Origin of the sequence: Thiomicrorhabdus marina (assembly GCF_017571465.1) — a bacterium.
GTDB classification, from domain to species: Bacteria; Pseudomonadota; Gammaproteobacteria; order Thiomicrospirales; family Thiomicrospiraceae; genus Thiomicrorhabdus; species Thiomicrorhabdus marina.
Genome location: NZ_JAGETV010000002.1, coordinates 134,921 through 159,572, shown reverse-complemented (window position 1 = coordinate 159,572; position 24,652 = coordinate 134,921). Strand labels below are relative to the sequence as shown.

General features: G+C 39.6%; 23 protein-coding genes. All 23 read left to right on the top strand.

Features of this window, described 5'->3' with window-relative positions; genetic code table 11:
- The 23 genes from J3998_RS01940 to J3998_RS01830 all read left to right on the top strand — a co-directional run bounded on the left by J3998_RS01940 (position 1) and on the right by J3998_RS01830 (position 24,627).
- Positions 1–1,161: a glycosyltransferase family protein gene (locus J3998_RS01940; protein WP_208147103.1), complete on the top strand. Its 1,161-nt coding sequence runs from the start codon at positions 1–3 to the stop codon at positions 1,159–1,161.
- 20 nt (positions 1,162–1,181) lie between these two features.
- Positions 1,182–2,216, top strand: a complete 1,035-nt coding sequence (locus J3998_RS01935; RefSeq protein WP_208147101.1) for a polysaccharide biosynthesis protein — start codon at positions 1,182–1,184, stop codon at positions 2,214–2,216.
- Between the two features lie 2 nt (positions 2,217–2,218).
- Positions 2,219–3,328, top strand: coding sequence for a UDP-2-acetamido-2,6-beta-L-arabino-hexul-4-ose reductase (wbjC, locus tag J3998_RS01930; protein WP_208147099.1), 1,110 nt, complete (start codon positions 2,219–2,221; stop codon positions 3,326–3,328).
- A 12-nt stretch (positions 3,329–3,340) separates the two neighbouring features.
- Entirely contained in the window at positions 3,341–4,507 is a 1,167-nt protein-coding gene (gene wecB / locus J3998_RS01925) for a non-hydrolyzing UDP-N-acetylglucosamine 2-epimerase (protein ID WP_208147097.1), read from the top strand.
- 4 nt (positions 4,508–4,511) lie between these two features.
- The gene (locus J3998_RS01920; protein ID WP_208147095.1) at positions 4,512–5,744 is read left to right on the top strand and encodes a glycosyltransferase; all 1,233 of its coding nucleotides are present in this window, start codon (positions 4,512–4,514) and stop codon (positions 5,742–5,744) included.
- Positions 5,745–5,750: 6 nt separating this feature from the next.
- Complete coding sequence (locus tag J3998_RS01915) at positions 5,751–6,839, top strand: EpsG family protein (RefSeq protein ID WP_208147093.1); 1,089 nt, start codon at positions 5,751–5,753, stop codon at positions 6,837–6,839.
- A 14-nt stretch (positions 6,840–6,853) separates the two neighbouring features.
- Positions 6,854–7,852 (top strand): glycosyltransferase, encoded by a 999-nt coding sequence (locus J3998_RS01910; RefSeq protein WP_208147091.1) that lies wholly within the window; start codon positions 6,854–6,856, stop codon positions 7,850–7,852.
- On the top strand, positions 7,849–9,156 hold the full coding sequence (locus J3998_RS01905) for a glycosyltransferase family protein (RefSeq protein ID WP_208147089.1): 1,308 nt from the start codon (positions 7,849–7,851) through the stop codon (positions 9,154–9,156). The genes J3998_RS01910 and J3998_RS01905 overlap by 4 nt, the downstream gene beginning before the upstream one ends.
- Positions 9,157–9,166: 10 nt before the next feature.
- Positions 9,167–10,198 carry a glycosyltransferase family 2 protein gene (locus tag J3998_RS01900; RefSeq protein WP_208147087.1) on the top strand — a complete coding sequence of 344 codons (1,032 nt, stop codon included), beginning with the start codon at positions 9,167–9,169 and terminating at the stop codon, positions 10,196–10,198.
- Between the two features lie 24 nt (positions 10,199–10,222).
- The gene (locus J3998_RS01895; protein ID WP_208147085.1) at positions 10,223–11,347 is read left to right on the top strand and encodes a glycosyltransferase family 4 protein; all 1,125 of its coding nucleotides are present in this window, start codon (positions 10,223–10,225) and stop codon (positions 11,345–11,347) included.
- Positions 11,348–11,416: 69 nt separating this feature from the next.
- Complete coding sequence (locus J3998_RS01890) at positions 11,417–11,668, top strand: helix-turn-helix domain-containing protein (RefSeq protein ID WP_208147083.1); 252 nt, start codon at positions 11,417–11,419, stop codon at positions 11,666–11,668.
- A gap of 251 nt (positions 11,669–11,919) precedes the next feature.
- Positions 11,920–12,972, top strand: coding sequence for an AAA family ATPase (locus J3998_RS01885; protein ID WP_208147073.1), 1,053 nt, complete (start codon positions 11,920–11,922; stop codon positions 12,970–12,972).
- A 2-nt stretch (positions 12,973–12,974) separates the two neighbouring features.
- Positions 12,975–13,493, top strand: a complete 519-nt coding sequence (locus J3998_RS01880) for a cysteine--tRNA ligase (protein WP_208147071.1) — start codon at positions 12,975–12,977, stop codon at positions 13,491–13,493.
- A 6-nt stretch (positions 13,494–13,499) separates the two neighbouring features.
- Positions 13,500–14,096: a sugar transferase gene (locus tag J3998_RS01875; RefSeq protein ID WP_208147069.1), complete on the top strand. Its 597-nt coding sequence runs from the start codon at positions 13,500–13,502 to the stop codon at positions 14,094–14,096.
- Entirely contained in the window at positions 14,093–14,719 is a 627-nt protein-coding gene (locus tag J3998_RS01870; RefSeq protein WP_208147068.1) for an acetyltransferase, read from the top strand. The genes J3998_RS01875 and J3998_RS01870 overlap by 4 nt, the downstream gene beginning before the upstream one ends.
- A gap of 28 nt (positions 14,720–14,747) precedes the next feature.
- Complete coding sequence (gene galE / locus J3998_RS01865; RefSeq protein ID WP_208147066.1) at positions 14,748–15,800, top strand: UDP-glucose 4-epimerase GalE; 1,053 nt, start codon at positions 14,748–14,750, stop codon at positions 15,798–15,800.
- 84 nt (positions 15,801–15,884) lie between these two features.
- Positions 15,885–16,775 (top strand): Rpn family recombination-promoting nuclease/putative transposase, encoded by an 891-nt coding sequence (locus J3998_RS01860; protein WP_208147063.1) that lies wholly within the window; start codon positions 15,885–15,887, stop codon positions 16,773–16,775.
- Between the two features lie 110 nt (positions 16,776–16,885).
- The gene (locus J3998_RS01855) at positions 16,886–18,097 is read left to right on the top strand and encodes a DegT/DnrJ/EryC1/StrS family aminotransferase (RefSeq protein ID WP_208147061.1); all 1,212 of its coding nucleotides are present in this window, start codon (positions 16,886–16,888) and stop codon (positions 18,095–18,097) included.
- The gene (locus tag J3998_RS01850) at positions 18,090–20,012 is read left to right on the top strand and encodes a polysaccharide biosynthesis protein (RefSeq protein WP_208147060.1); all 1,923 of its coding nucleotides are present in this window, start codon (positions 18,090–18,092) and stop codon (positions 20,010–20,012) included. Before J3998_RS01855 ends, J3998_RS01850 begins: the two co-directional genes overlap by 8 nt.
- A 322-nt stretch (positions 20,013–20,334) precedes the next feature.
- Positions 20,335–21,798, top strand: coding sequence for a Fic family protein (locus J3998_RS01845; RefSeq protein WP_208147058.1), 1,464 nt, complete (start codon positions 20,335–20,337; stop codon positions 21,796–21,798).
- 191 nt (positions 21,799–21,989) lie between these two features.
- Positions 21,990–22,244, top strand: a complete 255-nt coding sequence (locus J3998_RS01840; RefSeq protein WP_208147056.1) for a prevent-host-death protein — start codon at positions 21,990–21,992, stop codon at positions 22,242–22,244.
- On the top strand, positions 22,234–22,509 hold the full coding sequence (locus J3998_RS01835) for a type II toxin-antitoxin system RelE/ParE family toxin (RefSeq protein ID WP_208147054.1): 276 nt from the start codon (positions 22,234–22,236) through the stop codon (positions 22,507–22,509). Before J3998_RS01840 ends, J3998_RS01835 begins: the two co-directional genes overlap by 11 nt.
- A 789-nt stretch (positions 22,510–23,298) precedes the next feature.
- Positions 23,299–24,627, top strand: coding sequence for a capsule assembly Wzi family protein (locus J3998_RS01830; protein WP_208147052.1), 1,329 nt, complete (start codon positions 23,299–23,301; stop codon positions 24,625–24,627).
- The last annotated feature ends 25 nt before the right edge of the window (positions 24,628–24,652 follow it).

Below are 24,652 nucleotides of genomic sequence, written 5' to 3'. Positions count from 1 at the left end.
ATGTTGAAACAAAATAAAATTAAGTACATCGGCTATTACTATTCGCCTGAACTAGGGCAGCCAAAACGACTATATTCACCGGCAGCGGCGACTAAGATGGATTATGTTGCGAGTACTCTAGTTCAAAATGATTATGATGTTGAAATACTATCTCTATGTAAGCCAGAAAAAGAAGGAATTGTTTTTAATAAAAAAACACATCACCACAACGGTTATACAATAAACCTTATTGCGTCACTCGGTACTGGTAATAAGCTTAGAAATGTACTTGATTATTTTTTGGGTAATTTGATCCTTTTTTTGATTTTGATTTTTAAAACAAAAAAAAATGAAATGGTGTTTGTTTATCACTCTTTAGGTTATGGAAAAACAATCACTTTAGCCAAACAAATCAGAAAATTTAAGCTTGTTCTGGAAGTTGAAGAGATTTATCAAGATGCAGTCACTTGTTCGACACGCCAAAGAAAACAAGAAAAAAACAATATCATGGCTGCAGATGCTTATATTTTCCCTACTTATATTTTGAATTCTGAATTGAATACTTCTAACAAGCCATCGATTGTTATTCATGGCACTTACAGCATCCAGAAAAATGACTCAGAGTCAGCATGTACTGATGGCTTTATTAACGTAGTTTACGCTGGAACGTTTGATATAAAAAAAGGTGGTGTATACGCTGCTATAAAAACAGCTCAATACTTACCAGAGATATACAAAATACATATTCTTGGATTTGGTTCTGATGAGGAAGTCAAATCTGTTGAATCACTTATAAAACAAGTTAATGATTCATCTTCTTCAAAGGTTTTTTTTCATGGTCTCATCACGGGAAAAGATTTTACAGATTTTCTGTTTTCATGCTCCATAGGCTTAAGTACCCAAGAACCTAATGCGAAATATAACGAGACATCCTTCCCTTCAAAGGTTCTCACATACATGGCCCACGGCCTACAAGTTGTTTCAGTTCGTATCAAAGCAGTAGAAGGCTCTGATATTGGTGGATATATTCATTTTTATGACTCTAACCGCCTTGAACTGATTGCGGAAACAATTAAGAATATTGATTTACAGAAAATTACTGACACCAGAGACGTAATATCTGATTTGGACATAAAAACCATTAAAAAAATGTCAAATTTTATTAGCTCTGTAACACAATAACTCACAATTAAGGCAAGACTATGTTTAATGGAAAAACTCTATTGATTACTGGCGGGACTGGTTCATTTGGCAATGCAGTATTGAAAAGATTTTTAGATTCTGATTTAAAAGAAATCCGTATTTTTTCACGTGATGAGAAAAAGCAAGATGATATGCGTAAGCGTTATGCAAATTCAAAGTTAAAGTTTTACATTGGTGATGTTCGTGATTTTAATTCAGTGTTGAGTGCGACACGCGGCGTAGATTTTATTTTTCATGCGGCCGCTTTGAAACAAGTGCCTTCTTGTGAGTTTTATCCAATGCAGGCGGTGCAAACAAATGTAATAGGCACGGATAATGTTTTAGAAGCGGCGATTCAAAATGGTGTAAAGCGAGTCGTTTGTTTAAGTACCGATAAAGCAGTGTATCCGATTAATGCGATGGGTACTTCCAAGGCGATGATGGAAAAGGTGTTTGTTGCTAAGTCTCGCGAAGTGGACGATGCACAAACAGTAATCTGTGGTACTCGATATGGAAACGTAATGGCTTCTCGTGGTTCAGTAATCCCATTGTTTATTGAACAGATGCGTGCAGGTAAAAACCTTACGATTACCGATCCAAATATGACGCGTTTTATGATGACTTTGGCTGATGCAGTCGATTTGGTGCTGTATGCATTTAAGCATGGGAATAACGGCGACATTTTCGTACAAAAAGCACCTGCGGCCACTGTAAAAATGCTTGCCATTGCATTACGTGAAATGATGGGATTACCAGATCATTCAATTGATGTTATTGGTACAAGACATGGTGAAAAGCTTTTCGAGGTCTTGTGTAGTCGTGAAGAGATGGCTTGCGCTGAAGATATGGGAGATTATTTCCGGATCCCTCCAGATTTGCGTGATTTGAACTACTCAAAATACGTTGAAGAGGGCGATAAGCAGGTTTCTGAATTAGAAGATTACAATTCGCATAATACAGACCGTTTGGATATTGAAGGCATGAAACAGTTATTGTTAAGACTCGAGTTTATGCAAAAAATCGCCAACGGCGAATACGCCACGCCTGAGGAGTAACGATGAAAGTTTTAGTAACCGGTGCTGAAGGCTTTATTGGTAAAAATTTATGTGTGACCTTGCAGCGTCGCACTGACCTGGAGGTGATTAAGTTTACGCGTGAATCGAATTCTGCGGATTTATCAGGCCTGGTAGCGCAAGTGGATTTTATTTTTCACTTGGCGGGTGTGAATCGCCCAAAAGAAGAAAGAGAATTTTTTGAAGGTAATGCAGATTTAACCAAGTTGATTTGTGGTGCGATTCGCGCTAGTGGGCGCCAGATACCAATTGTTTTATCATCATCCATCCAAGTGGAGCGCATGAATCCCTATGGACGCAGTAAATTGCAAGCCGAGATGCATTTGCTGAACCTTTACATGGAATCCGAAAACCGGGTGTATATTTATCGCTTACCAAATGTGTTTGGTAAGTGGTGCAAACCGAATTACAACTCGGTAGTCGCGACCTTTTGCCACAATATCAGCCACGATTTGCCGATTCAAATTAATGACCCCGATGCTCAAATGAATTTAGTCCACATTGGTGATGTGGTCACTTCGTTTATCAAGGTTATGACTGAACAACCAAAAGAAACTTTGCATATTGATGTTGAACCGGTTTATCAAACTACCGTCGGACAATTAGCTGAACAGTTACAGCAGTTTAAAGCTAGTCGTGAGACTTTAATTACCGAAGCGGTAGGTGATGGGTTTATGCGGGTGTTGTATGCCACCTATATTAGTTATATTTCACCGGATGATTTTAATTATCCATTGACCAAGCACGAAGACCCGCGCGGGGTGTTTGTTGAGATGCTTAAGACCAAAGATTCTGGGCAATTTTCGTTTTTTACCGCTCATCCAGGGGTGACTCGTGGTGGGCATTATCATCATGTGAAAACCGAGAAGTTTTTGGTGATTAAGGGCAAAGCACGTTTTGGGTTTCGCCATATTGTGACCGATGAAGTGAGTGAGATTTTTACCTCGGGCGATCAACCTGAAATCGTGGAAACCGTGCCGGGTTGGGCGCACGACATTACCAATGTCGGCGATGATGAAATGGTGGTGATGCTTTGGGCGAATGAGAATTTTAACCCTAAAAAACCCGATACCGTTGCTTATAAGGTTTTGTAGAGAATGAATAATATGAAAAAACTAAAAGTGGTGACCGTGGTTGGCACACGCCCGGAAATTATTCGCCTAGCCTGTGTGATGCAAAAACTAGATGAGCATTGCGAGCATATTTTGGTTCATACTGGGCAAAATTACGATTATGAACTCAATGAAATCTTTTTTAATGATTTAGGGATTCGTAAGCCAGATTATTTTTTAGGTGCTGCTGGAAAATCAGGTGCAGAAACGATTGGTAATGTCATTATTGCTGTGGATAAAGTACTTGCAGAAGTAGAGCCTGAAGCGGTTTTGGTATTGGGCGATACCAATAGTTGTATGTCGGTATTACCTGCGAAACGTCGTAAAATTCCAGTATTTCACATGGAAGCAGGTAACCGCTGTTTCGATCAGCGGGTGCCAGAAGAAATCAATCGCCGCTTAGTCGATCATATGGCAGATATGAATTTAACCTATAGTTCTATCGCTCGTGATTATTTGTTAGCAGAAGGTTTACCGGCCGATAGAGTGATAAAAACGGGTAGCCCAATGTTTGAGGTGTTGAATACCTATCGCGACGGTATTGAGGCTTCGGATGTATTAGAGCGATTAGAACTTAATAAGCATCAGTTTTTTGTCGTAAGCGCGCATCGAGAAGAGAATATTGATTCGGACAAGAACTTTGTTAATTTAATGGAGTCGTTAAATGCGATTGCGGAAAATTATCAAATGCCGGTGATTGTTTCGACTCATCCAAGAACGCAAAAGCGAATTGATCAATTAGCAGCGGAATTTAATTCTCAAAGAGTTGATCAAACTGGCATAGAGATTCATCCGTTGATTCAATTTTTAAAACCATTAGGGTTTAAGGATTACAACAAACTTCAATTGTGCGCTAAGGCTGTTTTATCTGATAGCGGAACCATCAATGAAGAATCGTCGATTATGAACTTTCCGGCTTTAAATTTACGTGAAGCCCATGAACGCCCAGAAGGCATGGAAGAAGCGGCAGTGATTATGACCGGGTTGCAAAAAGAGCGAATCTTGCAAAGTTTAGCGATTATTGATACTCAGCTACGTGATAATGAGCGTTTAATTCGCCAAGTGTATGATTATTCGATGCCGAATGTGTCCGACAAAATCGTGCGAATCATTCATAGCTATACTGATTATGTAAACCGCGTGGTGTGGAAGAAATACTAATATAATGGATAAATTAATTAAAGTCGTCCAAATTAACGCTGTTTATGGTGTTTCAAGTACGGGTCGAAATTGTTTGGAGCTGGCTGAAGCAGCTAAAAATCATGGCATTGAAATGCACTCTGCATATGCCATTGAAGGGCCTTTTGCCCCAGAAAATGGAACATTGATTGGAGACCCTTTAGATCGGAAAATACATGCTTTATATAATCGCTTGACTGGTTTACAAGGTTACGCTTCTGGCAGGGCAACCAAAAAATTTATTCATTATTTGGAACAAGTCAAACCCCATATTATTCATTTAAATAACCTTCATTCTAATTTTATTAATTTAGAACTATTGTTCCAATATATTCAAGCTAACAGCATTGCAGTAATAATTACACTTCATGATTGCTGGTTTTATACAGGTCGATGTGTGCATTACACTGTGGATAATTGCCATAAATGGCAAGACAGCTGTGGTAATTGTCCAAGATTAAAAAAAGATAACCCAAGTTGGATTTTTGATCGTTCCACAAAAATGCTATACGACAAAAAACATTGGTTACATGATATTAAGAATTTAACGGTAATAGGTGTTTCTGACTGGATTACAAATGAGGCTAAACAATCTCCTATTCTAGAAAAGGCTGAATTTAAAAGAATTTACAATTGGATTGATACTGATGTTTTTAAACCTGAAACAGAAAAAAAAGCTATGTGGTGCAAAAAGTGGGAAGTTGATCCCAGTACTTTTATTGTACTTGCCGTCGCTTCAAATTGGAGTTTAGATAAAGGCTTAGCTAAATTTAATCAACTAAGGCCACTGTTAGACAATAACTTCTTAATTGTGTTGATCGGGAACCTACCACAAGATTTTGAACTTTATTCAGGTATTGTGAATATCGCAGAAACACACGATGTTCGGGAATTATCATCATTATATTCAAGCGCAGATGCTTATCTGAACCTTTCAACTGAGGAAAGTTTCGGAAAAGTCATTGCGGAGTCATTATCTTGCGGAACCCCAGTAATTACTTCAAAAAAAACGGCTAATCCAGAGCTAGTCGTTGAAGGTAGAACTGGATATATTGTTGATACAAATGATAAAGTAAGTGTAATTGCGTCATTGAATAAAATTAAAAGTGAAACAAGAAAATCCTATTCTAAGGAATGCAGGGAATTTGCCTTAGCTAATTTTAATATCTATGATCGTGTTTTGGATTACATGAAATTGTATAAGTCCATAGGGTTTTAATTTTTCATGTCTATTTATACAGTTAATATTGTGTTTATTATAATCTTCGCTTTTTTTATAAGGTTCAAAATTGGTGGTTTAAGAAAGGCATCAAATAAGCAAGGGGCATTAATTTTTTCTGTTGCTGCTGGATTGAATTGGATTCTGATATCAGGTTTAAGACATGAATCTGTTGGTGATGATACTTCTGTTTATATGGATGGGTACATTCAAGTCAATGACTACTCCTGGAGTGAATTATGGCTAAAATTTGTGGCTATATCTGTTGGTGTTATTGGTGGTAAAGATCCTGGCTATCCTATTTTCGAAAAATTTACTCAAACCTTTATTTTTGACTACACAGCGTATCTTTTGATAGTAGCTACAATGTTTACAGGCTTAATGACCAGATGGATTTATAAGTATTCGTCGGATGTTTTTTTGAGTTTTCTGATTTACTCCATTCTTTTCTTTGCATTCTTTTCAATCACTGGTATCAGACAGACCATAGCAACAGCTTTAGTGGTATTTATTGGATACGAGTTAATTATTAAACGAAAACTTTTATGGTTTTTACTTGTGGTTCTAGTCGCCGCAACAATACATAAAAGTGCTTTGGTGTTTGTCGTATTTTATTTCTTGTTTAATATGAATTTAAAAAGGGCATATCTGATATTTTTTCTGGCCTTATGGCCAATTTTGTTTATTTTCAGAGAACCGATTTCCAGCTTTTTTAAAGCTTTAGCTGGCTTGGAGGAATATGGTGTTTACGAAGGCGCTGCGACTTATACTTTTACATTGTTAATGTTCTTAATTGGTGTCGCAACGATTTGGAAATATAAATACATAGTTGAAAATAACGTTTTGTCTAATACATTTATTAATGCTTATGTATTGGCAATGTTTTTTTTACCATTAACCTTTGTCAACCCTTCCGCCATGAGAGTGGTTCAATATTTCTCGATTTTCTTATTATTGCTCATACCTGAAATAGTAAGAGGATTTCATGGCCGTGAGAAAGCTTTAGTATATATAGTGCTAACAGCCTTGTTAGTAGTTATGTTTTTTAAAGGCGGTGCCGGTGGGGAATATTATTTCTTCTGGCAATCCCCATAATTTTGGTAACGTAAATGCCTTATTTCTCAATAATTATTCCTGTTTACAATGTCGCTGATTATTTGAGTCAATGTGTTGATTCCGTTTTGAACCAGACTTATAGAGATTTTGAAATAATTCTAGTGAATGACTGTTCAACCGATAACTCGTTACCTATTTGTGAAGAGTATTCTGCAAAGGAACAAAATATTCGCTTAATAGACTTATCAAAAAACTTAGGTTCATCAGTAGCAAGAAATACAGGTGTAGATAATTCAAAAGGCCAGTATCTTATTTTTTTAGACAGTGATGATTTTTGGGATTCTTCAGATGCTTTACAAAATATTGCAACTAAATTAAAAAGTAATTCTGCTGACTTACTTTTATTTCATTCAAAAGATTACTTATGTTCAACGGGGAAAGTTATAGAACCCCAGAGCCTGTATTCAAGCGTACTTAGCTCTCCAACGGATAACTTGAACTTCATCAGATCATCAATTGATTCAGGGCTTTTTCCTGGCGCAGCTTGGGTTACTGTAGTCAAGAGCAGTTTACTAAAAAAATGCTCTATACATTTTAGTCAAGGAAGAAGGGCTGAAGATATTGATTGGTTATTCGAAGTAATCAGTGTTTCTGAGAAAATAGACTACGTGGACGATGTTTTCCATGTTTACAGAAAATTCAGAAATGGTTCCATAACCATGACGCCAAACTTAAAACACTTGCAAGATCTTTTATGGGTTATTGAAAAATGGAAAACCAAAACAATCTCTGAAAAATTATTCAAAAATGCAGACACACATATCCTTAAATATTTAGCTTATCATTTGGCCATATCAATATTGATGTATAGTCAATTATCTTCGACAGAAAAAATGTCTGTGAAACCAGATATTTTGAAACTACTGGATTTACTAAGTTTTGGCAGTTTGAAATACACGGCCAGTTATAACTTGATTAGGGTTATTGGTTTGAATAATTTTTCTCGCTTACTGCAATTAATTTATTTACTAAAAAAGAAGTTAATCTCGTGAAAGTCTTAATTGTTTCCGCAGAAACTTGGCGCGATGATACCAATGGTGGCAACGTGCTTAGTAATCTATTTTCAGGAATGGATGCTGAGTTCTCCCAAATTTATTGTAATCCAGGAAAACCTCAAAACTCAGTATGTAATAACTATTTTCAAATGACTGATCAAATGGTCTTATCTAGAGTTTTGTCCCGTAAAGAAATTGGTAAAAGTTTTATAACTTCAAAAGCTTCTACAGATTCTAAAAAAGAAATCATATCGCCTGATTCAAAAGAGAATCGAGTTGTTAAACTTCTAAAAAAATTTAATTCCGAGTCTTTAAGAGTATTAAAAGATATTCTTTGGCTATCCTCTAATTGGAAAAATAAAACGCTGGATAGATTTATAAAGGAAACGTCACCAGACGTTATTTTTGCGCCATGCTATGGCAGCTTTTTTATGCACCAATTGGTGCGTCATATCCATAAAGTCACAAATAAGCCTGTAATTTCTTATATATCTGATGACTTTATTGGTTATCGCCAATTTTCTTTATCTCCAATCTTCTGGATTAACAGAATTTTGATGCGTAAAACGGTGATAAATACTTCAAAGATATACTCTTTACTCTACACCATGACCAAAGAACAAATGGATGAAACGGCACCTATTGTTCACTGTCCAATGAAAATTTTGAAAAAGCCCGTGAGTTTAACAAATCTCTCTGTTGCAAAAACTACGTCACCTCCAATAAAACTTATATTTGCTGGAAATCTTTATGTTGGTCGTTTAAACGTGTTAATCGAACTTGCCAAAGCAATCCAAATTTTAAACAAAGATGCCTCAAAATTTGGATTACATATTTATTCTGGCTACCAACCAAGTGAACCTGAACTTGCAGTTCTCAATGATAAACAAAATACATTTTTTCACGGTCTTATCTCGAGCAATGAGTTGCAACAAAGGTATTCAGAGTCTGATGTCGCACTGCATATTGAGTCGTTTAAGGTGAAATATAGATTAACGACTCGATTATCCTTTTCAACCAAAATAACGGATTGCCTATCAAGCGGCTGTGCTGTTATGGTCATAGCTTGGAGCGAACATGCTGGTTTTACTTATTTGAAGGCTAACAATGCGGCTATTTGCATCGATAGCTTAAATAAGGTTTCTGAAACCTTAAATGACCTTGCATCATGTCCAGAAAAGATAGGTTTTTACAGGCAGCAAGCAAAACAACTAGCTATTAAAAATCACAACAGAACGGAGATTCAGTCAATGGTTTCTAATGACTTCCAAGAAGTGATTACTGACAAAGCTTATCACTAGAGGGAATGTAATGAGTGTAACGATATCAGCTATTGTTCCCGTGTATAACGGCCAAGATTATATTGAAAAATGTCTAGATTCTATTTTGAATCAGACGTTTACCGATTTTGATGTCATTGTGGTTAATGATGGTTCTACTGATAACACTTCTAAAATTATTAGTAAATATCAAAAAATTGACGATAGAGTAAAGGTGATCTCTCAGGCAAACCAAGGTCTTTCAGGGGCAAGAAATACTGGAATCTCGCACTCTAATGGTCATTTTATAGTTTTTATTGATGGGGATGACTGGATTGATAAAGATATGTTTAAAGCGCTTTTAGATAAAGCAAATGGTTCAGAGTTAGTTGCATGTTCCTATTATCGTGAGTTTTCTGGTATGTCTTTAGTTAGAAAGTTCTCTATTGAAGGGATGTTGGAAAAAGAAGATTATTTGTCTTTATTAGTTTGCCCTATCAATCAGGGAAAGGCGGATCCATCTGAGCTCGATATTTTTGGGACGGTTTGGGGAAAACTGTTTCACTCTTCAATCATTAGGGACAAATCGATTACATTTCTACCTTATGGGGAAATTGGTAGCAATGAAGATTTGCCCTTTAATCTACAATATGCCAGACATATCAAGAATGCGTTTATTATAGACTCTCCATATCTACACTATAGAAGGGATAATGAAAGTTCTCTCACAAGCGGCTATAAGCCCTTGTTATCTGAGCAGTTTCCAAAGTTACATAACTATGTTTATAATCTTTTAGGTAACCATACAAAGTTGCTTGAGTTATATGATTATCGTGTCGCTTTTAATCTAATAGGTTTAGGATTGAATGAGTTAAGAAACCCGAAAGGCTTTTTTTCAAGATATAAAGCGATAGACAAAATTTTAAACAACTCACATTATTCTAAGTCTTTACGGAAAGCTCCGATTAATAAAATGAATTTGAAGTGGAAGGTTTTGTTTTTTTCTGCAAAACACAAACTTACGCCTATTGTTTATCTGCTTTTAAGAACCATTTCATTAATACTTAAATTTAGAAATTCCTAATATACTCATGCTAGTGAAGAGTTTATGAAGATAGTCATTATAGGAACAGTCGCTTCTTCCATTCTTGGTTTTCGTGGCCCATTGATTAAAGAACTATTATCGAAAGGCCATGAAGTTTTTGCTTTTGCGATGGATTATTCCGAAGAGCAAAAACAGACATTAATTGATTGGGGAGTTGTTCCCGTTGATTATGATTTATCGCGCTCTGGCTTAAACCCCATTGCCGATTTAAAGATGATGTTTCATTTGAAAAAGCAATTAATCGATATACAACCTGATATGGTTTTCTCCTATTTTGTAAAACCCGTCATTTATGGTTCTTTGGCAGCAAAATTAGCCAGAATCCCTCAACGGATTGCGATGCTTGAAGGATTGGGCTTTGCATTTACTGAACAGCCTGAAGGTAAGGCTTTTAAAACTAAGTTGATTCAACGCGTTCAGTTGTTTCTTTACCGTATTGCTTTTCCTGCAACCACACATTTACTTTTTTTAAATCCTGATGATCGTGATGAGTTATTAGTTGAGCACAAGCTGCCTGCTAAAACTACTTCTGTTTTGGGTGGGATTGGGTTGGATTTTGAAGAATATCCTTACCGGCCGGTGAAATCTTCAAACATTCGTTTTTTGTATATTGGACGACTTCTCAAAGAAAAAGGCATTTTTGATTTTATAGCGGCGGCAAAATTAGTTAAAACTCAATATCCTGAAGCGGAATTTGTGGTGCTAGGTGCGATCGACCATACCAGCCCAAATGCTTTGCCAGAGAGTGAATTACATGCTTGCATGGATTCAGGGCTGATTGAATACCCAGGTCAGGTTGATAGTGTTTTAGAGTGGATTGAGAACAGTTCGGTGTTTGTACTGCCTTCATTTCGTGAAGGTGTGCCAAGAAGTTCTCAAGAAGCTATGGCTGTTGGGCGCCCAATTTTAACAACGGATGTTCCAGGATGCAGAGAAACAGTGATTGAGGGTGAAAATGGTTTTTTTGTCCCGGCATTTGATGTTGATGCGTTGGCTGAAAAAATGATTTGGTTTATTGAAAATCATGAGCAAATTGAACCAATGGGCTTGGCTTCTCGCAAAATAGCAGAAGAGAAATTTGATGTGCATAAGGTGAATGCACGGATGTTAGAGATTATGGAGCTTTAGCGTTAACTTTGTTTAAAATGTTGTACAATTAATGTTGTATTTAATTTTTTGTAAGGTATTTTGAACAAAATGACATTCCAAGAGTTTGGGCGTTTTATCCAACAAACACGAAAATCCAGCGGTATCAGTCAGCAGCAGATGGCGGATGATTTGGGCATTGCTCGTGCAACCTTAAGTGGTTTTGAGAGTGGACGGGTTGCCGATATTGGTTTTCGAAAAGTTCTAGAGATGTTGTCTTACTTAAACTATGAACTCACGCCACAAGAGGTCAGTTCGTTGCCGACTTTTGAGATGTTACGTGCGGAGTTCAAAGATGACTGATTTATCGGTTTGAGAGGATTTAGATAGTTAAGTTGTGTTTTGGTTGGGAAAAAAATCGTCTAAAACTTGAAGCAAACACTTACTTAAAATGGATAAACTGGCACGGTAAATTGTTCTCGTGTTTGTTTATATGCACCTGAAATCATGTTTAACCTAGGTGACGATGCATCGTTATACGGTATTGGCAAAAAAATTTACTAAGTGCGGTTGCTCTAGTTGCGCAGTAATAATCGTTGGAAAAGGAATCATGAATGTTAAATAGCTTTAAAGTCAAAAATTTAACCGTTTTTAGTGAAGCAGATTTCTCTTTTTCTTCGGGTTTGAATGTCATTATTGGTGAGAACGGTTGCGGTAAGTCGCATATTCTAAAATCTGTATATGCATTGATTGCTGCGAGTGCCGAAGAGGGACGCAAGCCCAATGCAAATGCTCCGACTAAAACTAGCTTACAAAAAAATTATGCTGATAAATTGGTCAATGTATTACGTCCAGAGACGCTGGGGCGTTTAGCAAGACGCAAACAAGGGCGTGAGCGCTGTGAGTTAAGTTTGGTATTTGAAGAGTCCAGTCTAAATTGTTCCATGGGGTTTGCGACTTCGAGTAAATCGGAAGTGCAAATTGATGTACTCAATCAGTCTTGGCAATTAAAATCCCCTGTTTTTTTACCGACTAGAGAGTTATTGACCTTATATCCTGGATTCGTATCTATTTATGACAATCATTATTTAGAATTTGATGAAACTTATCGAGATGCTTGTTTGCTATTGGGTGCGCCTGCGTTAAAAGGACCGAGAGAAAAGCAGGCGGCAAGCTTATTAAAACCGCTTGAAGAGGCCATGGGTGGACGTGTTGTTTTGGATGCCAATGGCCGTTTTTATTTGTCTTTGCCTGGTGCAGGGAAAATGGAAATGCCGCTTGTAGCCGAGGGTTTGCGTAAACTTGCGATGTTGGCACGGTTGATTGCGACAGGTTCTTTATTGGATAAGGGTTATTTGTTTTGGGATGAGCCTGAAACGAATTTAAATCCCAAACTGGTTAAGTTGGTAGCACAGGTTATTTTGCATTTGTGTAATAACGGAATACAGGTTTTTATTGCCTCGCATTCTTTATTTTTGTTGCGAGAGTTAGAGATTCTCTCACAGCAAAAAGCATTTAGAAAAATACCACAACGCTACTTCTCATTACGTGCTGGCGATGATGGCGTTGTTGTTGAGCAAGGTGATTCGGTAGAAGACTTACACACATTGGTCACGCTTGATGAGGAGTTAGCACAATCGGATCGCTTTATGGAAATTGGGGTTTGAATATGGCGTTTTCTAATGCTGTTACTGAAGGGCATCTAAATTTTCGGTTCAGCAGGGCTGATGATTGTGCAACGAAATATGATGATTGGTTTTTTTATCGAAAGCAATTTAATGGTGCTTTTGGAGGCACGAAAGCCGTAGATATTGTTTTTATCGATACTTGTCAAACATGGTTGATAGAGGTTAAAGATTATCGTAACAATCCTCGTACAAAAACGATTGACTTAGGTGAAGAAATCGCGTTAAAAGTTCGAGATACTTTGAATGGATTAATTGCGGCTAAACACAATGCAACCGATGCTGATGAAAAGCGTTTCGCACGTAAAGCTTTAGCGAAGCATCAATTTCGTGTGGTGTTGCACTTGGAGCAACCTCGAAAAAAATCAAAGCTTTTTCCCAAGGCGATAGATGTTTCAAAAGTGCAGTTAAAGTTAAAACAGTGGTTAAAGGCTTTGGATGCGCATCCGAATGTTGTGGATAAAGGTAGTTTAAAGGCAGCGATGCCTTGGATAGTGGTCTAAAGATTTATGAAACGATTATTTGATTTATTTTTAATTTTATTGAGTTTGCCGCTGTTATTGCCTATTTTTTTAATCGTTGCGTGGTTGGTGCGCAGAAAGTTAGGTTCGCCGATCTTTTTTACTCAGGTGCGTCCTGGAAAAGATGCCAAGCCATTTAAGATGATTAAGTTTCGCACCATGACCGATGAGCGTGATGAAAACGGTGAATTGTTGTCTGATGAAATTCGCTTGACGAAATTTGGTAAGTTTTTGCGTTCCACCAGCTTGGATGAATTGCCAGAGTTGTGGAATGTGGTCAAGGGTGAGATGAGTTTGGTGGGGCCGCGTCCTTTGCTAATGGAATATGTACCGCTTTATTCAAAAGAGCAGTATCGTCGCCATGAAGTTCGTCCTGGCGTTTCTGGTTGGGCGCAGGTGAATGGTCGTAATGCGATTAGCTGGGAAGAAAAGTTTAAGTTGGATGTGTGGTATGTCGATAATCGGTCGTTGTGGTTGGATATAAAGATTGTCTATTTAACACTTAAAAAAGTTGTCGTCCGAGATGGCATTTCAGCGGAAGGTGAAGCCACGATGTCTAAATTTACGGGTAGCGAAGAAAAATGAAGCATCTTGCGATACTCGGTGCAAGTGGGCACGGCAAGGTGGTCGCCGAAATTGCTGAATTGAATGGTTGGAAAGTCTCTTTCTTTGATGATGCGCATCCAAATTTAACTCAAATCGAACATTGGTCAGTTGAAGGTACTACTCAAGATTTAATTGATTCGGTATCGGTTTTTCAAGGTTGTTTTATAGCGATTGGTAATAATGCAATACGAATTACCAAACAAGTCGAGTTGAGTGCATTAGGTTTTCATTTTCCAGTGTTGATTCACCCTGCTGCCATTGTCAGCCGTTTGGCTAAATTGGAAGCTGGCACGGTTGTGATGGCGGGCGCAGTGATTAATCCATTTGCCAAAATTGGTCAAGCATGCATTATCAATACTGCTTCGACCATTGATCATGATTGTGTCTTAGCGGATGGCGTTCATGTCAGTCCAGGGGCAAATTTAGCGGGTGCCGTTGAAGTCGGCCATTGTTCTTGGGTTGGTATTGGGTCGAAAGTCAAACAATGTATCAAGATTGGTCACCATGTTGTGGTTGGAGCGGGTGCAGCAGTCGTGTCGGATATTTCGGATCATCAAATTGTGGTCGGTGTGCCTGCTAAACCAAAGACTTCAAAGTGTTAGTTTGCAGATTTTATAGAGTTTTTTGAGTATGAGTTTTATTTTGGTTACTGGTGGAGCAGGCTACATTGGTTCACACACTTGCATTGAGTTATTGGCGAATGGACAGTCTGTGATTGTTTTGGATAATTTGTCGAACAGTTCGCTGGAATCAATGCGTCGTGTGGCGCAGATTGCCGATGTTGAACTTCAAAGGTTTGAACAAGCCAGTGATCAGAGCCGATTTGTGTTTGTTCAAGGTGATATTCGTGATTTAGCATTGTTACGATTATTGTTTGCTCAGTTTTCGATTGAATCGGTCGTGCATTTTGCCGGTTTGAAGGCGGTGGGTGAGAGTGTTGAAAAGCCGTTGATGTACTACGATAACAATGTTTCGGGTTCGGTCAAACTGCTTGAAGTAATGGCTGAAAATGATTGTAAGAATATTGTTTTCAGTTCTTCGGCAACCGTTTATGGTGATCCTGCTTCGGTGCCGATTTCAGAAGATTTCCCGCTTTCAACGACAAACCCTTATGGTGCATCGAAATTGATGGTGGAGAACATTATGCGTGATTTGATTGTCAGTGATGATTCATGGTCGATTGCCCTGTTACGTTATTTCAACCCGGTAGGCGCGCATGAGTCCGGTTTGATTGGTGAAGACCCGAATGGCATCCCTAATAATTTAATGCCGTTTGTAGCGCAAGTGGCGGTTGGCAAGCGTGAACAATTATCGGTGTTTGGCGGTGATTATTCGACACATGATGGAACTGGCGTTCGGGATTACATTCATGTGGTTGATTTGGCAAAAGGACATTTGAAAGCACTTGAGGCACTAAGAAAACAACAAGGCGTTTTAACGGTCAATTTGGGTACGGGTCAAGGTTATTCGGTTTTGGATATGGTCAAGGCATTTGAGAAGGTTTCTAACCGGCCGGTAAAGTATCAAATTGTTGAACGACGTCCTGGCGATGTAGCGCAGTGTTATGCCAATCCTGACTATGCTTATGAAACTTTGGGTTGGAAAGCGGAATTTGGCATCGAGCGCATGTGTGCTGATGCTTGGCGCTGGCAAAGCCAAAACCCGAATGGCTATCGCGAGTGAATTTGTTAGGGTGTTAAAGGCACTATAAATCGTGCTCCTAGACAGCTTTATAGGGCAATGGTGTTTTGGTTTTTGGAGTGATGTATGAAAGAGAAATACTTAAACTTATTTACTGATTATGGCTTTAAAAAGTTATTTGGTGAAGAAGATTCGAAAGAGCAATTGATTGCTTTTTTAAATACATTGTTGCCTGAAAAACACCGTATTAAAACACTGAGTTTTACAGTGAATGAGCAGTTGGGGCAAACACCGGTAGATCGACGAGCGGTGTTCGACCTGAACTGTGTGAGCCAAAGTGGTGAACACTTTATTGTTGAGTTGCAAAAGGCGAAACAGAATTTTTTTAAAGATCGTTCGGTGTTTTACGCCACCTTCCCGATTCAGCAACAGGCGGAGCGCGGGGATTGGGATTTTAAACTGAATGCGGTGTACACCATCGGCATTTTAGACTTTACATTTGATGAGGATAAACATTCGACCGATGTGGTGCACACGGTGCAACTGAAAAACCAGCATAATCAAGTGTTTTACGATAAATGCACCTTTATCTATTTAACGATGCCCTGTTTTACCAAAACAGAAGACGAGTTAGAAACAGACCAAGACAAATGGCTCTATTTATTTAAAAACTTGCATCTGTTGCAATCGGTGCCGCCGCGTTTTCAAGAGCAAGTGTTTTTACGAATTTTTGAAAAAGCGCAAATCGCAAAATTTGATCCAGAAGAGCGTCAAGCCTACGAAAGCAGTTTGAAATACTACCGAGACATGAAAAACGTCATCGACACGGCTAAGCACGAAGCAAAAGAAGAAGGGCGTTTGGAAGGGCGTTTAGAAGGTCGCTTGGAAGGGCATTTAGAAGGCTCCTTTGAAAAAGCAAAAGAAATTGCGTCAAATTTATTGTCAGTCTTCGATGATCGAACCATTGCAGAAATGACCGGATTATCAGAGCAAGAAGTGCGTTCGTTGCGAAAATAGGGCAACCTCTGAATAATTACGGAAATCATATATTGTGCTCACGCAACATATCAGATGTTTTTTTCATAACAATTTAATCTTTTATAACTTTTAATTGATGGAGTGTTTCGATGTTAAACGGTCCTTTTTCTCCCTGGCCATCTTTTTCTCAGCAAGAGGCTGATGCAGTTTCAAATGTACTTTTATCCAATAAAGTAAATTATTGGACAGGCCAGGAAGGACGTGAATTTGAAAAAGAATTTGCCTCCTGGTGTTGTGCAAAACATGCGGTTGCATTAGCGAATGGCACTTTGGCTTTAGATGTAGCCTTTAAGGCTTTGGGAATTGGTGAAGGTGATGAGGTAATTGTTACTTCCCGTACTTTCTTGGCTTCGGTGTCTTCGATTGTGAATACCGGTGCGAAGCCTGTTTTTGCCGATGTTGATCGGGATTCGCAAAACATTACGGCAGAAACGATTGCTGCAGTACTAACCTCTAAGACCAAAGCGGTTGTGTGCGTCCACTTAGCTGGTTGGCCGTGTGATCTGGATGAGATCATGGCTTTGGCTGAGCAGCATTCTTTGTATGTGGTGGAAGATTGTGCTCAAGCTCATGGTGCCAAATATAAGGGCAGAGCGGTTGGCTCAATCGGGCATATTGGTGCTTGGAGTTTTTGTCAGGATAAGATTATGACCACCGGCGGAGAAGGTGGCATGGTGACGACCAATGATGAAGCTTTGTGGAAAACGATGTGGGCTTATAAAGATCATGGTAAATCTTGGGATGCGGTTTACAATACCGAGCATCCGCCAGGGTTTCGCTGGTTGCATGAATCTTTCGGTACTAACTGGCGTATGACAGAAATGCAGGCAGTGCTTGGACGAATCCAACTCAAACGAATGGTTGAGTGGACAACAAAACGCGTCGCTTATGCCAATCAAATTTGGAATGCGGCTAAAAGCTTAAAAGGTCTGCGTGTTCCAGAGTTTCATTGCCAAGGGTGTGATGGTTCTTGCGTGTCTGATAAAGCTTGTATGCATGCGGCGTATAAATGCTATATGTTTGTTGAACCGTCTGAATTAGCTGAAGGGTGGAATCGCGACAAAATTATGAATGAAATTTCTGCACAAGGCGTTCCGTGTTTTTCAGGATCATGTTCAGAGGTGTATTTGGAAAAAGCCTTTGATAGCACGGATTTTCGTCCTAAGGAACCTTTGCCTGTCGCTAAAGAATTAGGGAAAACTTCCTTAATGTTTTTGGTACATCCTACTTTGACTCAGGATGAGATCGATAAGACCTGTCATACTATTCAAATGATCTTTAAGCAGGCTGCCAATGGCTAAATTAACCTCTCTGTTCACGCCATTTTTGACTATACCCCGGTGGCAAAAACGTTTAATTTCGGTTGCGGTTGATACCTTATTAATGGTTGTTGTTGCCTATCTGGCACTGGCCTTGCGATTTGGTGAGTTGCATTGGCCGTCGTTAGATTATTGGTTCGCTATTATTATCTTGCCGTTAGTGGCTATTCCCGTTTTTATCCGCATGGGATTGTATCGAGCCGTAGTACGTTACATTGGTGTTTGGTTTGCGTATACGGTTTTTGTAGCAGTTTCCATCGCCTTTATTTTATGGGCCGCGATTCATTTTATGTTCCATTTGGATTTTCCTCGTTCAGCTATGATCATCGCTTGGCTTTTAGCTTTACTCGTGGTGACTGGTAGCCGCCTGGTCGCGCGTTCTATTTTGAATGAAGGGACGATCCGTGCGCACGGTAAAATCAAAAAACGTATTGTGATTTATGGGGCTGGGAGTGCCGGTCAGCAGTTATTGAATGCGGTTGTAAAGATGCCTTTTGTGAAGGTCGTCGGCTTCATTGATGACAGTCCTCAACTGCAAAATTATGTGATTCACGCAGTAAGGGTTTTTAAGCCGGATGATTTGGAAGCTCTTCTTGAAGAGCAGGCCGTTACGGATGTTTACTTAGCTATCCCATCCTTATCTTTAGCTAAGAAAAAAACTATCTTACGTTGGCTTGAAACTTTGCGTGTTAAGGTATCGATCCTTCCGCCAATAGATCAAATCGTGGATGGTCAGATACAATTTTCTGATGTTCGTGAGGTGGGTGTTGAGGATTTGCTAGGCCGAGAGGCAGTGCCTCCAAAACAGGAACTTTTGGAACAGTGTGTTAAAGATCAAGTAGTTTTTATTTCCGGTGCAGGTGGCTCGATTGGTTCGGAGTTATGTCGGCAGGTTGTCAAATTGCAGCCAGCGTTGATTATTTTGTATGAACTTAGCGAGTACGCCCTTTATCAAATCGATAAAGAATTGCAGGCGTCCGGCGTAAAAATAGTCTCTATTTTGGGATCTGTACAGGATCGGGATAAGCTAGAAAAAATCATTCGAAAATATCAGGTTGTAACGATTTATCATGCCGCTGCGTATAAGCATGTACCTTTGGTTGAACATAATATCGCGGAAGGAATTCGCAATAATACGTTTGGTACCCTAACCATTGCGCAAACTGCCGCCGAGCAAGGTGTTAAGAACTTTGTTCTAATCTCTACCGATAAGGCGGTTCGCCCAACCAATTTTATGGGGGCGAGTAAGCGTATGGCTGAGTTGGCGTTACAAGCTCTGCAGCAGAAGTTTTCAAATACCCGCTTTGTAATGGTTCGTTTTGGTAATGTTTTGGGTTCTTCCGGTTCGGTGATTCCGCTTTTTAAACAGCAAATTAAAAAGGGCGGGCCGATTACGGTGACTCACCCGGAAATCAATCGATATTTTATGACGATTCCAGAGGCTGCGTCATTGGTTATTCAGGCTGGATCAATGGGTGTTGGTGGCGATGTCTTCGTGCTAGATATGGGTGAGCCGGTAAAAATTGTTGATTTGGCTAAGCGCATGATTCATTTGTCTGGACTTGATGTGATTGATGAAAATGGTGAGGGTGATATTGAAATCCAATTTTCAGGATTGCGTCCGGGAGAAAAGCTCTACGAAGAGTTACTGATTGGCGATAATGTCGATGGTACAGAGCATCCTAAAATAATGAAGGCGCATGAGTATTTGATTCCATTGGATGCGTTGAACGCTGCTTTTGCGCAGATGAAGAATGCCATTGAAAGTTCCGACTTTGAGCTGCTGCAAAAGCTCGTTAATGATATTGTGGATGGCTTTAATCATTCAGCGGATATCGTTGACTATTTTTACGCCTCTGAAAGTTTAAGTCCTAAGTTATTAGAAAGTGCTAGATGATTTCCTGTTGGTTTTGTGGATCGCCGCGCTTCGCTCGCGATGACGGGGTTTAGATGCAGAGTGTTCTGGGTTATCATTGCGAGGAACGGAGTGACGTGGCAATTTAGGGTTGGGTAGGTTTGAAATAGATCGACACGGCCTGACGGGCTTTAGGCTTGTCATTGTTGGTTTGACTGGATTGCTTCACTGCGTTCGCAATGACAGGCTTTGGGTGATGAGTTTTTAATGCAATCATTGAAGTTGATTTAACGGTTATTTATTTTTAATAAAAAAATGAGCATAATAGTTATTTTTAATAAAAACTTTATTGGTTTAATAAAAAATGACATCTATAGGGTATCAATGGCTGTGTAAGGAGCTGGGCTTACAGGTTTTTCCGATCGCTCGACCGGCAGTTGTTGGTGGTGTCTCTCGGGTTACGGTGACACAAGAATCGATTTTTATTCCCTCTTCCGTTGCGCCCGGTGATGACAGTGTTATTTCGCATATTCTTTTTGCAATAAAGCATGAAGGCGTAAATCTGCAAGTTCTGTCTCAGGCGGTTAAGTATGTTAATGAAGCGGATCTTTGTCGTTTTGTCGAGTCTTCTCCTTCGAGTCGTTATGTTCGCCTGCTTGGATTTCTCTGGGAGTCGTTTAATCAATGTTTTTTAGATGACGTTTCTATGGTTTCCGGGCCAACGGTTGGGCTGTTTGATGAAAAAAAATATATCACGGCTCCGGGACCGAGAAATTCGCGTTGGAAAGTGCGTTTTAACGGGCTTGGGACAATCGATTATTGTGTCGTTGTCGAGCGTACTTCATTGATTACAGCTTTGCTCGAAGAGTCTATTCTTGATAAGGCATACTCTTTTATCGCGGAATTGGACAAAATATCAGTTGAACGAGCTCTCTCGTGGGCATATCTTCATGAAACGGAGAGTTCTTATGCGATTGAGAAGGAAACGCCGGCTTACGACAAGACAGAAGCGTTTATGGCTCTTCTAAAGCAAGCTCACCATCCAAGGAAAATGGATGAAGGGTATTTGGTCGAGTTACAAAATGTGGCGGTTTCGAATCCTTTTGATCAGGCTGGGAGCTATCGCCATCAACAAAATTGGTTAAGAGGCCCTTTGCGAGGAGTGGCCGGCATTACTTATATTCCACCACCACCTTCGATGGTTGATGAGTTGATGTCATCAGTGCTGGCTTTTGCTAATGAACTTCCAAAGGTGATTGATCCGATTATATCGGCTTGCATTGCATCGTTTGGGTTTGTGTTTATTCACCCGTTTATGGATGGTAACGGTCGATTATCTCGATTTTTATTTCATTATGCTCTTTGCCAGTCAGGTCAGCTACCTGACGGTATGTTGTTACCTGTTTCAATTGCAATGAAGCGCAATGAAGCGGAGTATCTTAAAGCTTTGCAGAGCTTTTCCGTTCCTATGCGTCAGTATTGGAATGTGAGTTGGCTTCATGATGAGGAGTATCTGTTTGCCTTTAAAGGCGAGGAATCGTTGTATCGTTATTGGGATGCAACGCCTTGTGTGGAGTTTGGACTGAAAATGACCCAAGAATCCTTCGAAAAGGATTTGCGTGAGGAAACGGTGTTTTTAGAAAAGTTTGATCGGGTTTACCGAGCTGTAGATGAGGCGTTTGATGTTCGAGGCAATGAATTAACGACCTTGGTATTAACGACCTTGCAGAATAATGGAAAGGTCTCTATCAGGCGCAGAAAAAAGTTTCAGGGGAAAATGTCCGAGCAGGTTTTTGAATTTATTGAAAAAGTTTGTGAAGAGCTTTGATTATTTAGATTTGGATTTAGTCATAGTCGGTTAAAGTGGATCGCCACGCTTCGCTCGTGATGACGGAAGTGGGTTTGGCGAGAGATTTTGAGTTTGTCATTGCGAGGAACGAAGTGACGTGGCAATCTAGAGAGTTGTTTTGGTTTTGATTTTGCTATAATGCGCTTAAGAGTACGATTGGGAGTGTTGTTATGATTGTGTCTGCAAATGATGTAAAAACCAAAGGGGTGTCTTTTTTAGGCAGAATGTTAGAGAAAGCCGATGAGTTGATTATTAATGTCCGTGGAAAAAATAAGTATGTTGTTTTGGATATTGAGCGTTATGAGGCTTTTAGACAGCAGGAGCTGGATTTGGCGTATTTACTGGCTATGAAAGATATTCAAGAGGGACGTTTTAAGATTCAGGCTTCTGATGAGCACTTAAAAGAGTTAGTTAATGAACTATAAAATTATTCGTACTGACGAATATTTTAAAAAGCTAAAAAAGTTCATTAAGAAGCATCCTGAAGTTTTACCTCGTTACGGCAAAACGATTGAATTACTTGAAATCGACCCTTTTCACCCATCTCTGCGTTTGCACAAGCTACAAGGTTCATTAAAAGAATACTATAGCGTTTCAATTAATATGAAGTATCGAGTTGTGATTGATTTTGTGATCCAAGATAATCATATTATTCCCATTGATATTGGCTCTCATGATGAAGTTTATTGAGCGGTTTTTCGTTTTGCACCGCGGCAATCTAGGGTTTGGGTGATTTGATAAAAATCCTTTTACGTTATTCCCGCGTAGGCGGGAATCTTGTAATTGTCTAGTAATTTAGAGTTGGTTGTTTTGAAGTGGATCGCCGCGCTCCGCTAGCGATGATGATATATGTACAGGTCGTTGCGAGGAACAGAGTGACGCGGCAATCTAGGGTTTGGATGATTTGATAAAAACCCATTTACGTCATTCCCGCGTAGGCGGGAATCTTGTAATTGTCTAGTAATTTAGAGTTGGTTGTTTTGAAGTGGATCGCCGCGCTTCGCTCGCGATGACAAGGTTTAGATTCAGAGTGTTTTGGGTTGTCATTGCGAGGAGCGGAGTGACGCGGCAATCTAGGGTCTGGATGATTTGATAAAAACCCTTTTACGTCATTCCCGCGCAGGCGGGAATCTTGTAATTGTCTAGTAATTTAGAGTTGGTTGTTTTGTTTTGAAATGGATCGCCGCGCTCCGCACGCGATGACAGGGTTTAGATGCAGAGTGTTCTGGGCTGTCATTGCCAAGAACGGAGTGGCGTGGCAATCCAGAAGTTTAGTTAAGTCGTTTTGGCTTTACCTTGTTTAGTTAAAGTGGATTGGTCGTGATGACAAGGTTTAGATGCAGAGTCATTTTTATGAGTTACCTTTTTAGAAATAAGAATAGATAGCAAGTGTTGGCTTTTTTTAGAATTTTTTCATTTCTCTTTTTACTTCCTTCGACGGTTTTAGCCAGCGTTTGGTTTTCGCCATCCGATTATCGTTTGAAATCAGATATAGAGCTATTGACTCAGCGAGGTGTTTTATCAATCGCGAGCAGTTCTTGGCCTGTTTATGCTCCAGATCTTGACCGAGCACTTGCAGAAGTATCTTCGATTAAACGTCTTTCCAAATTAGAAAAACAGGCGTTTTACCGGCTAAAAAATCGTGTATCCAAGCTACGTTATAGTCAGACAGATTTAAGAACTGATAAGGTTTTAAAAGGGACTGTACTTAGTGAGAATGAAGCATTCTCTGACTTTAGCCAACGGGAGCTGTACTCGAAAGGTTCGGTAATTGGTGTGGAAACACGACAATTATATAAGTCGGTCGCTTTTCAAATCTCGCTTTCAAGAACCGAATCGGAAACGCGGCTGGACAATAGCTATATTGCAACGAATATCGGCAATGCAGCGATTAGTGTGGGTTCGCAAAACCGTTGGTGGGGCCCAGCTAATGATACCAGTTTGTTATGGTCAACTCAGTCCCGACCTATTTTTGGTGTGCATATCCAAACGGTTAATTCGACCAGACATGCTTTCGATTTCCTAGAGGAATTTGGTCCAATTAATGTTCAGGCGTTTGCCGGTAAATTAGAGAGTTCTTCTGTAATAGATGGCGATGATCTAAACGTGAACTTATATGCGGCACGTATCGAAATTCAGCCTTTTAACCGTTTACAGATGGCTTTTGGCGGTATGTCATTTGATGAACAAAATTTGCCCAATATTGAACCTTTGCAACAGAATCGAGTTGGCATCGATTTTCGTTACGGTTTGCCGTTTGATGAACCGGTGGCCGTGTATGCCCAAGCGGTGAAAGCATTAAGTGGCGTTGCAAGTGGGGATTGGAGTTTATTGGTTGGCATTGACGCCTTGCCATACGTGTCGGCAGAAAATGGTCGTTTTCATTGGTTCTTGGAAGTGGTCGATACAACCTCAGACCGTTATACTGCCAATGCTGAGCAAGAGGCGGGTACTGTACTTGCGATAAATCAGCATCAACAAAGCTTTGCGAGCAATATTGGCTTGGGTGGTCGCAGCCTGACGTTAGGCGGGATTTGGTCGGCAAATGCGGGTTGGACGTTAAAATCGGCCATTAAATATGCAAAATGGTCGGATATCGAGTCGACATTCGCACGGTTTAATCCTCTCTTTGCGGGAGAGGATTTATCAGGTGATATTGATTTTTTAGGTGCAACTTTTTCCGGCGAGTTTTACTGGGATAAAAATCTCAAAATAGAGCCGCGGGTTTTTTATCAAAACTTTAACCGAGAACTGGGTGAAATGAGCCATAATTCGGGTATTAAATTGAGCCTGAGTTATCTTTACTAGAAACCTGTAAAAGGTTGTTAAACTG

Excerpts from the sequence above, each read along its gene's own strand:
- J3998_RS01835 (WP_208147054.1), top strand. The coding sequence starts at position 22,234 with ATGAACTATAAAATTATTCGTACTGACGAATATTTTAAAAAGCTAAAA.
- wbjC (WP_208147099.1), top strand. The coding sequence starts at position 2,219 with ATGAAAGTTTTAGTAACCGGTGCTGAAGGCTTTATTGGTAAAAATTTA.
- J3998_RS01860 (WP_208147063.1), top strand. The coding sequence starts at position 15,885 with ATGAAAGAGAAATACTTAAACTTATTTACTGATTATGGCTTTAAAAAG.
- J3998_RS01880 (WP_208147071.1), top strand. The coding sequence starts at position 12,975 with ATGGCGTTTTCTAATGCTGTTACTGAAGGGCATCTAAATTTTCGGTTC.
- J3998_RS01910 (WP_208147091.1), top strand. The coding sequence starts at position 6,854 with ATGCCTTATTTCTCAATAATTATTCCTGTTTACAATGTCGCTGATTAT.
- J3998_RS01885 (WP_208147073.1), top strand. The coding sequence starts at position 11,920 with ATGTTAAATAGCTTTAAAGTCAAAAATTTAACCGTTTTTAGTGAAGCA.
- J3998_RS01850 (WP_208147060.1), top strand. The coding sequence starts at position 18,090 with ATGGCTAAATTAACCTCTCTGTTCACGCCATTTTTGACTATACCCCGG.
- J3998_RS01920 (WP_208147095.1), top strand. The coding sequence starts at position 4,512 with ATGGATAAATTAATTAAAGTCGTCCAAATTAACGCTGTTTATGGTGTT.
- J3998_RS01940 (WP_208147103.1), top strand. The coding sequence starts at position 1 with ATGTTGAAACAAAATAAAATTAAGTACATCGGCTATTACTATTCGCCT.
- J3998_RS01855 (WP_208147061.1), top strand. The coding sequence starts at position 16,886 with ATGTTAAACGGTCCTTTTTCTCCCTGGCCATCTTTTTCTCAGCAAGAG.
- J3998_RS01915 (WP_208147093.1), top strand. The coding sequence starts at position 5,751 with ATGTCTATTTATACAGTTAATATTGTGTTTATTATAATCTTCGCTTTT.
- J3998_RS01890 (WP_208147083.1), top strand. The coding sequence starts at position 11,417 with ATGACATTCCAAGAGTTTGGGCGTTTTATCCAACAAACACGAAAATCC.
- galE (WP_208147066.1), top strand. The coding sequence starts at position 14,748 with ATGAGTTTTATTTTGGTTACTGGTGGAGCAGGCTACATTGGTTCACAC.
- J3998_RS01870 (WP_208147068.1), top strand. The coding sequence starts at position 14,093 with ATGAAGCATCTTGCGATACTCGGTGCAAGTGGGCACGGCAAGGTGGTC.
- J3998_RS01900 (WP_208147087.1), top strand. The coding sequence starts at position 9,167 with ATGAGTGTAACGATATCAGCTATTGTTCCCGTGTATAACGGCCAAGAT.
- J3998_RS01875 (WP_208147069.1), top strand. The coding sequence starts at position 13,500 with ATGAAACGATTATTTGATTTATTTTTAATTTTATTGAGTTTGCCGCTG.
- J3998_RS01840 (WP_208147056.1), top strand. The coding sequence starts at position 21,990 with ATGATTGTGTCTGCAAATGATGTAAAAACCAAAGGGGTGTCTTTTTTA.
- J3998_RS01895 (WP_208147085.1), top strand. The coding sequence starts at position 10,223 with ATGAAGATAGTCATTATAGGAACAGTCGCTTCTTCCATTCTTGGTTTT.
- J3998_RS01845 (WP_208147058.1), top strand. The coding sequence starts at position 20,335 with ATGACATCTATAGGGTATCAATGGCTGTGTAAGGAGCTGGGCTTACAG.
- wecB (WP_208147097.1), top strand. The coding sequence starts at position 3,341 with ATGAAAAAACTAAAAGTGGTGACCGTGGTTGGCACACGCCCGGAAATT.
- J3998_RS01935 (WP_208147101.1), top strand. The coding sequence starts at position 1,182 with ATGTTTAATGGAAAAACTCTATTGATTACTGGCGGGACTGGTTCATTT.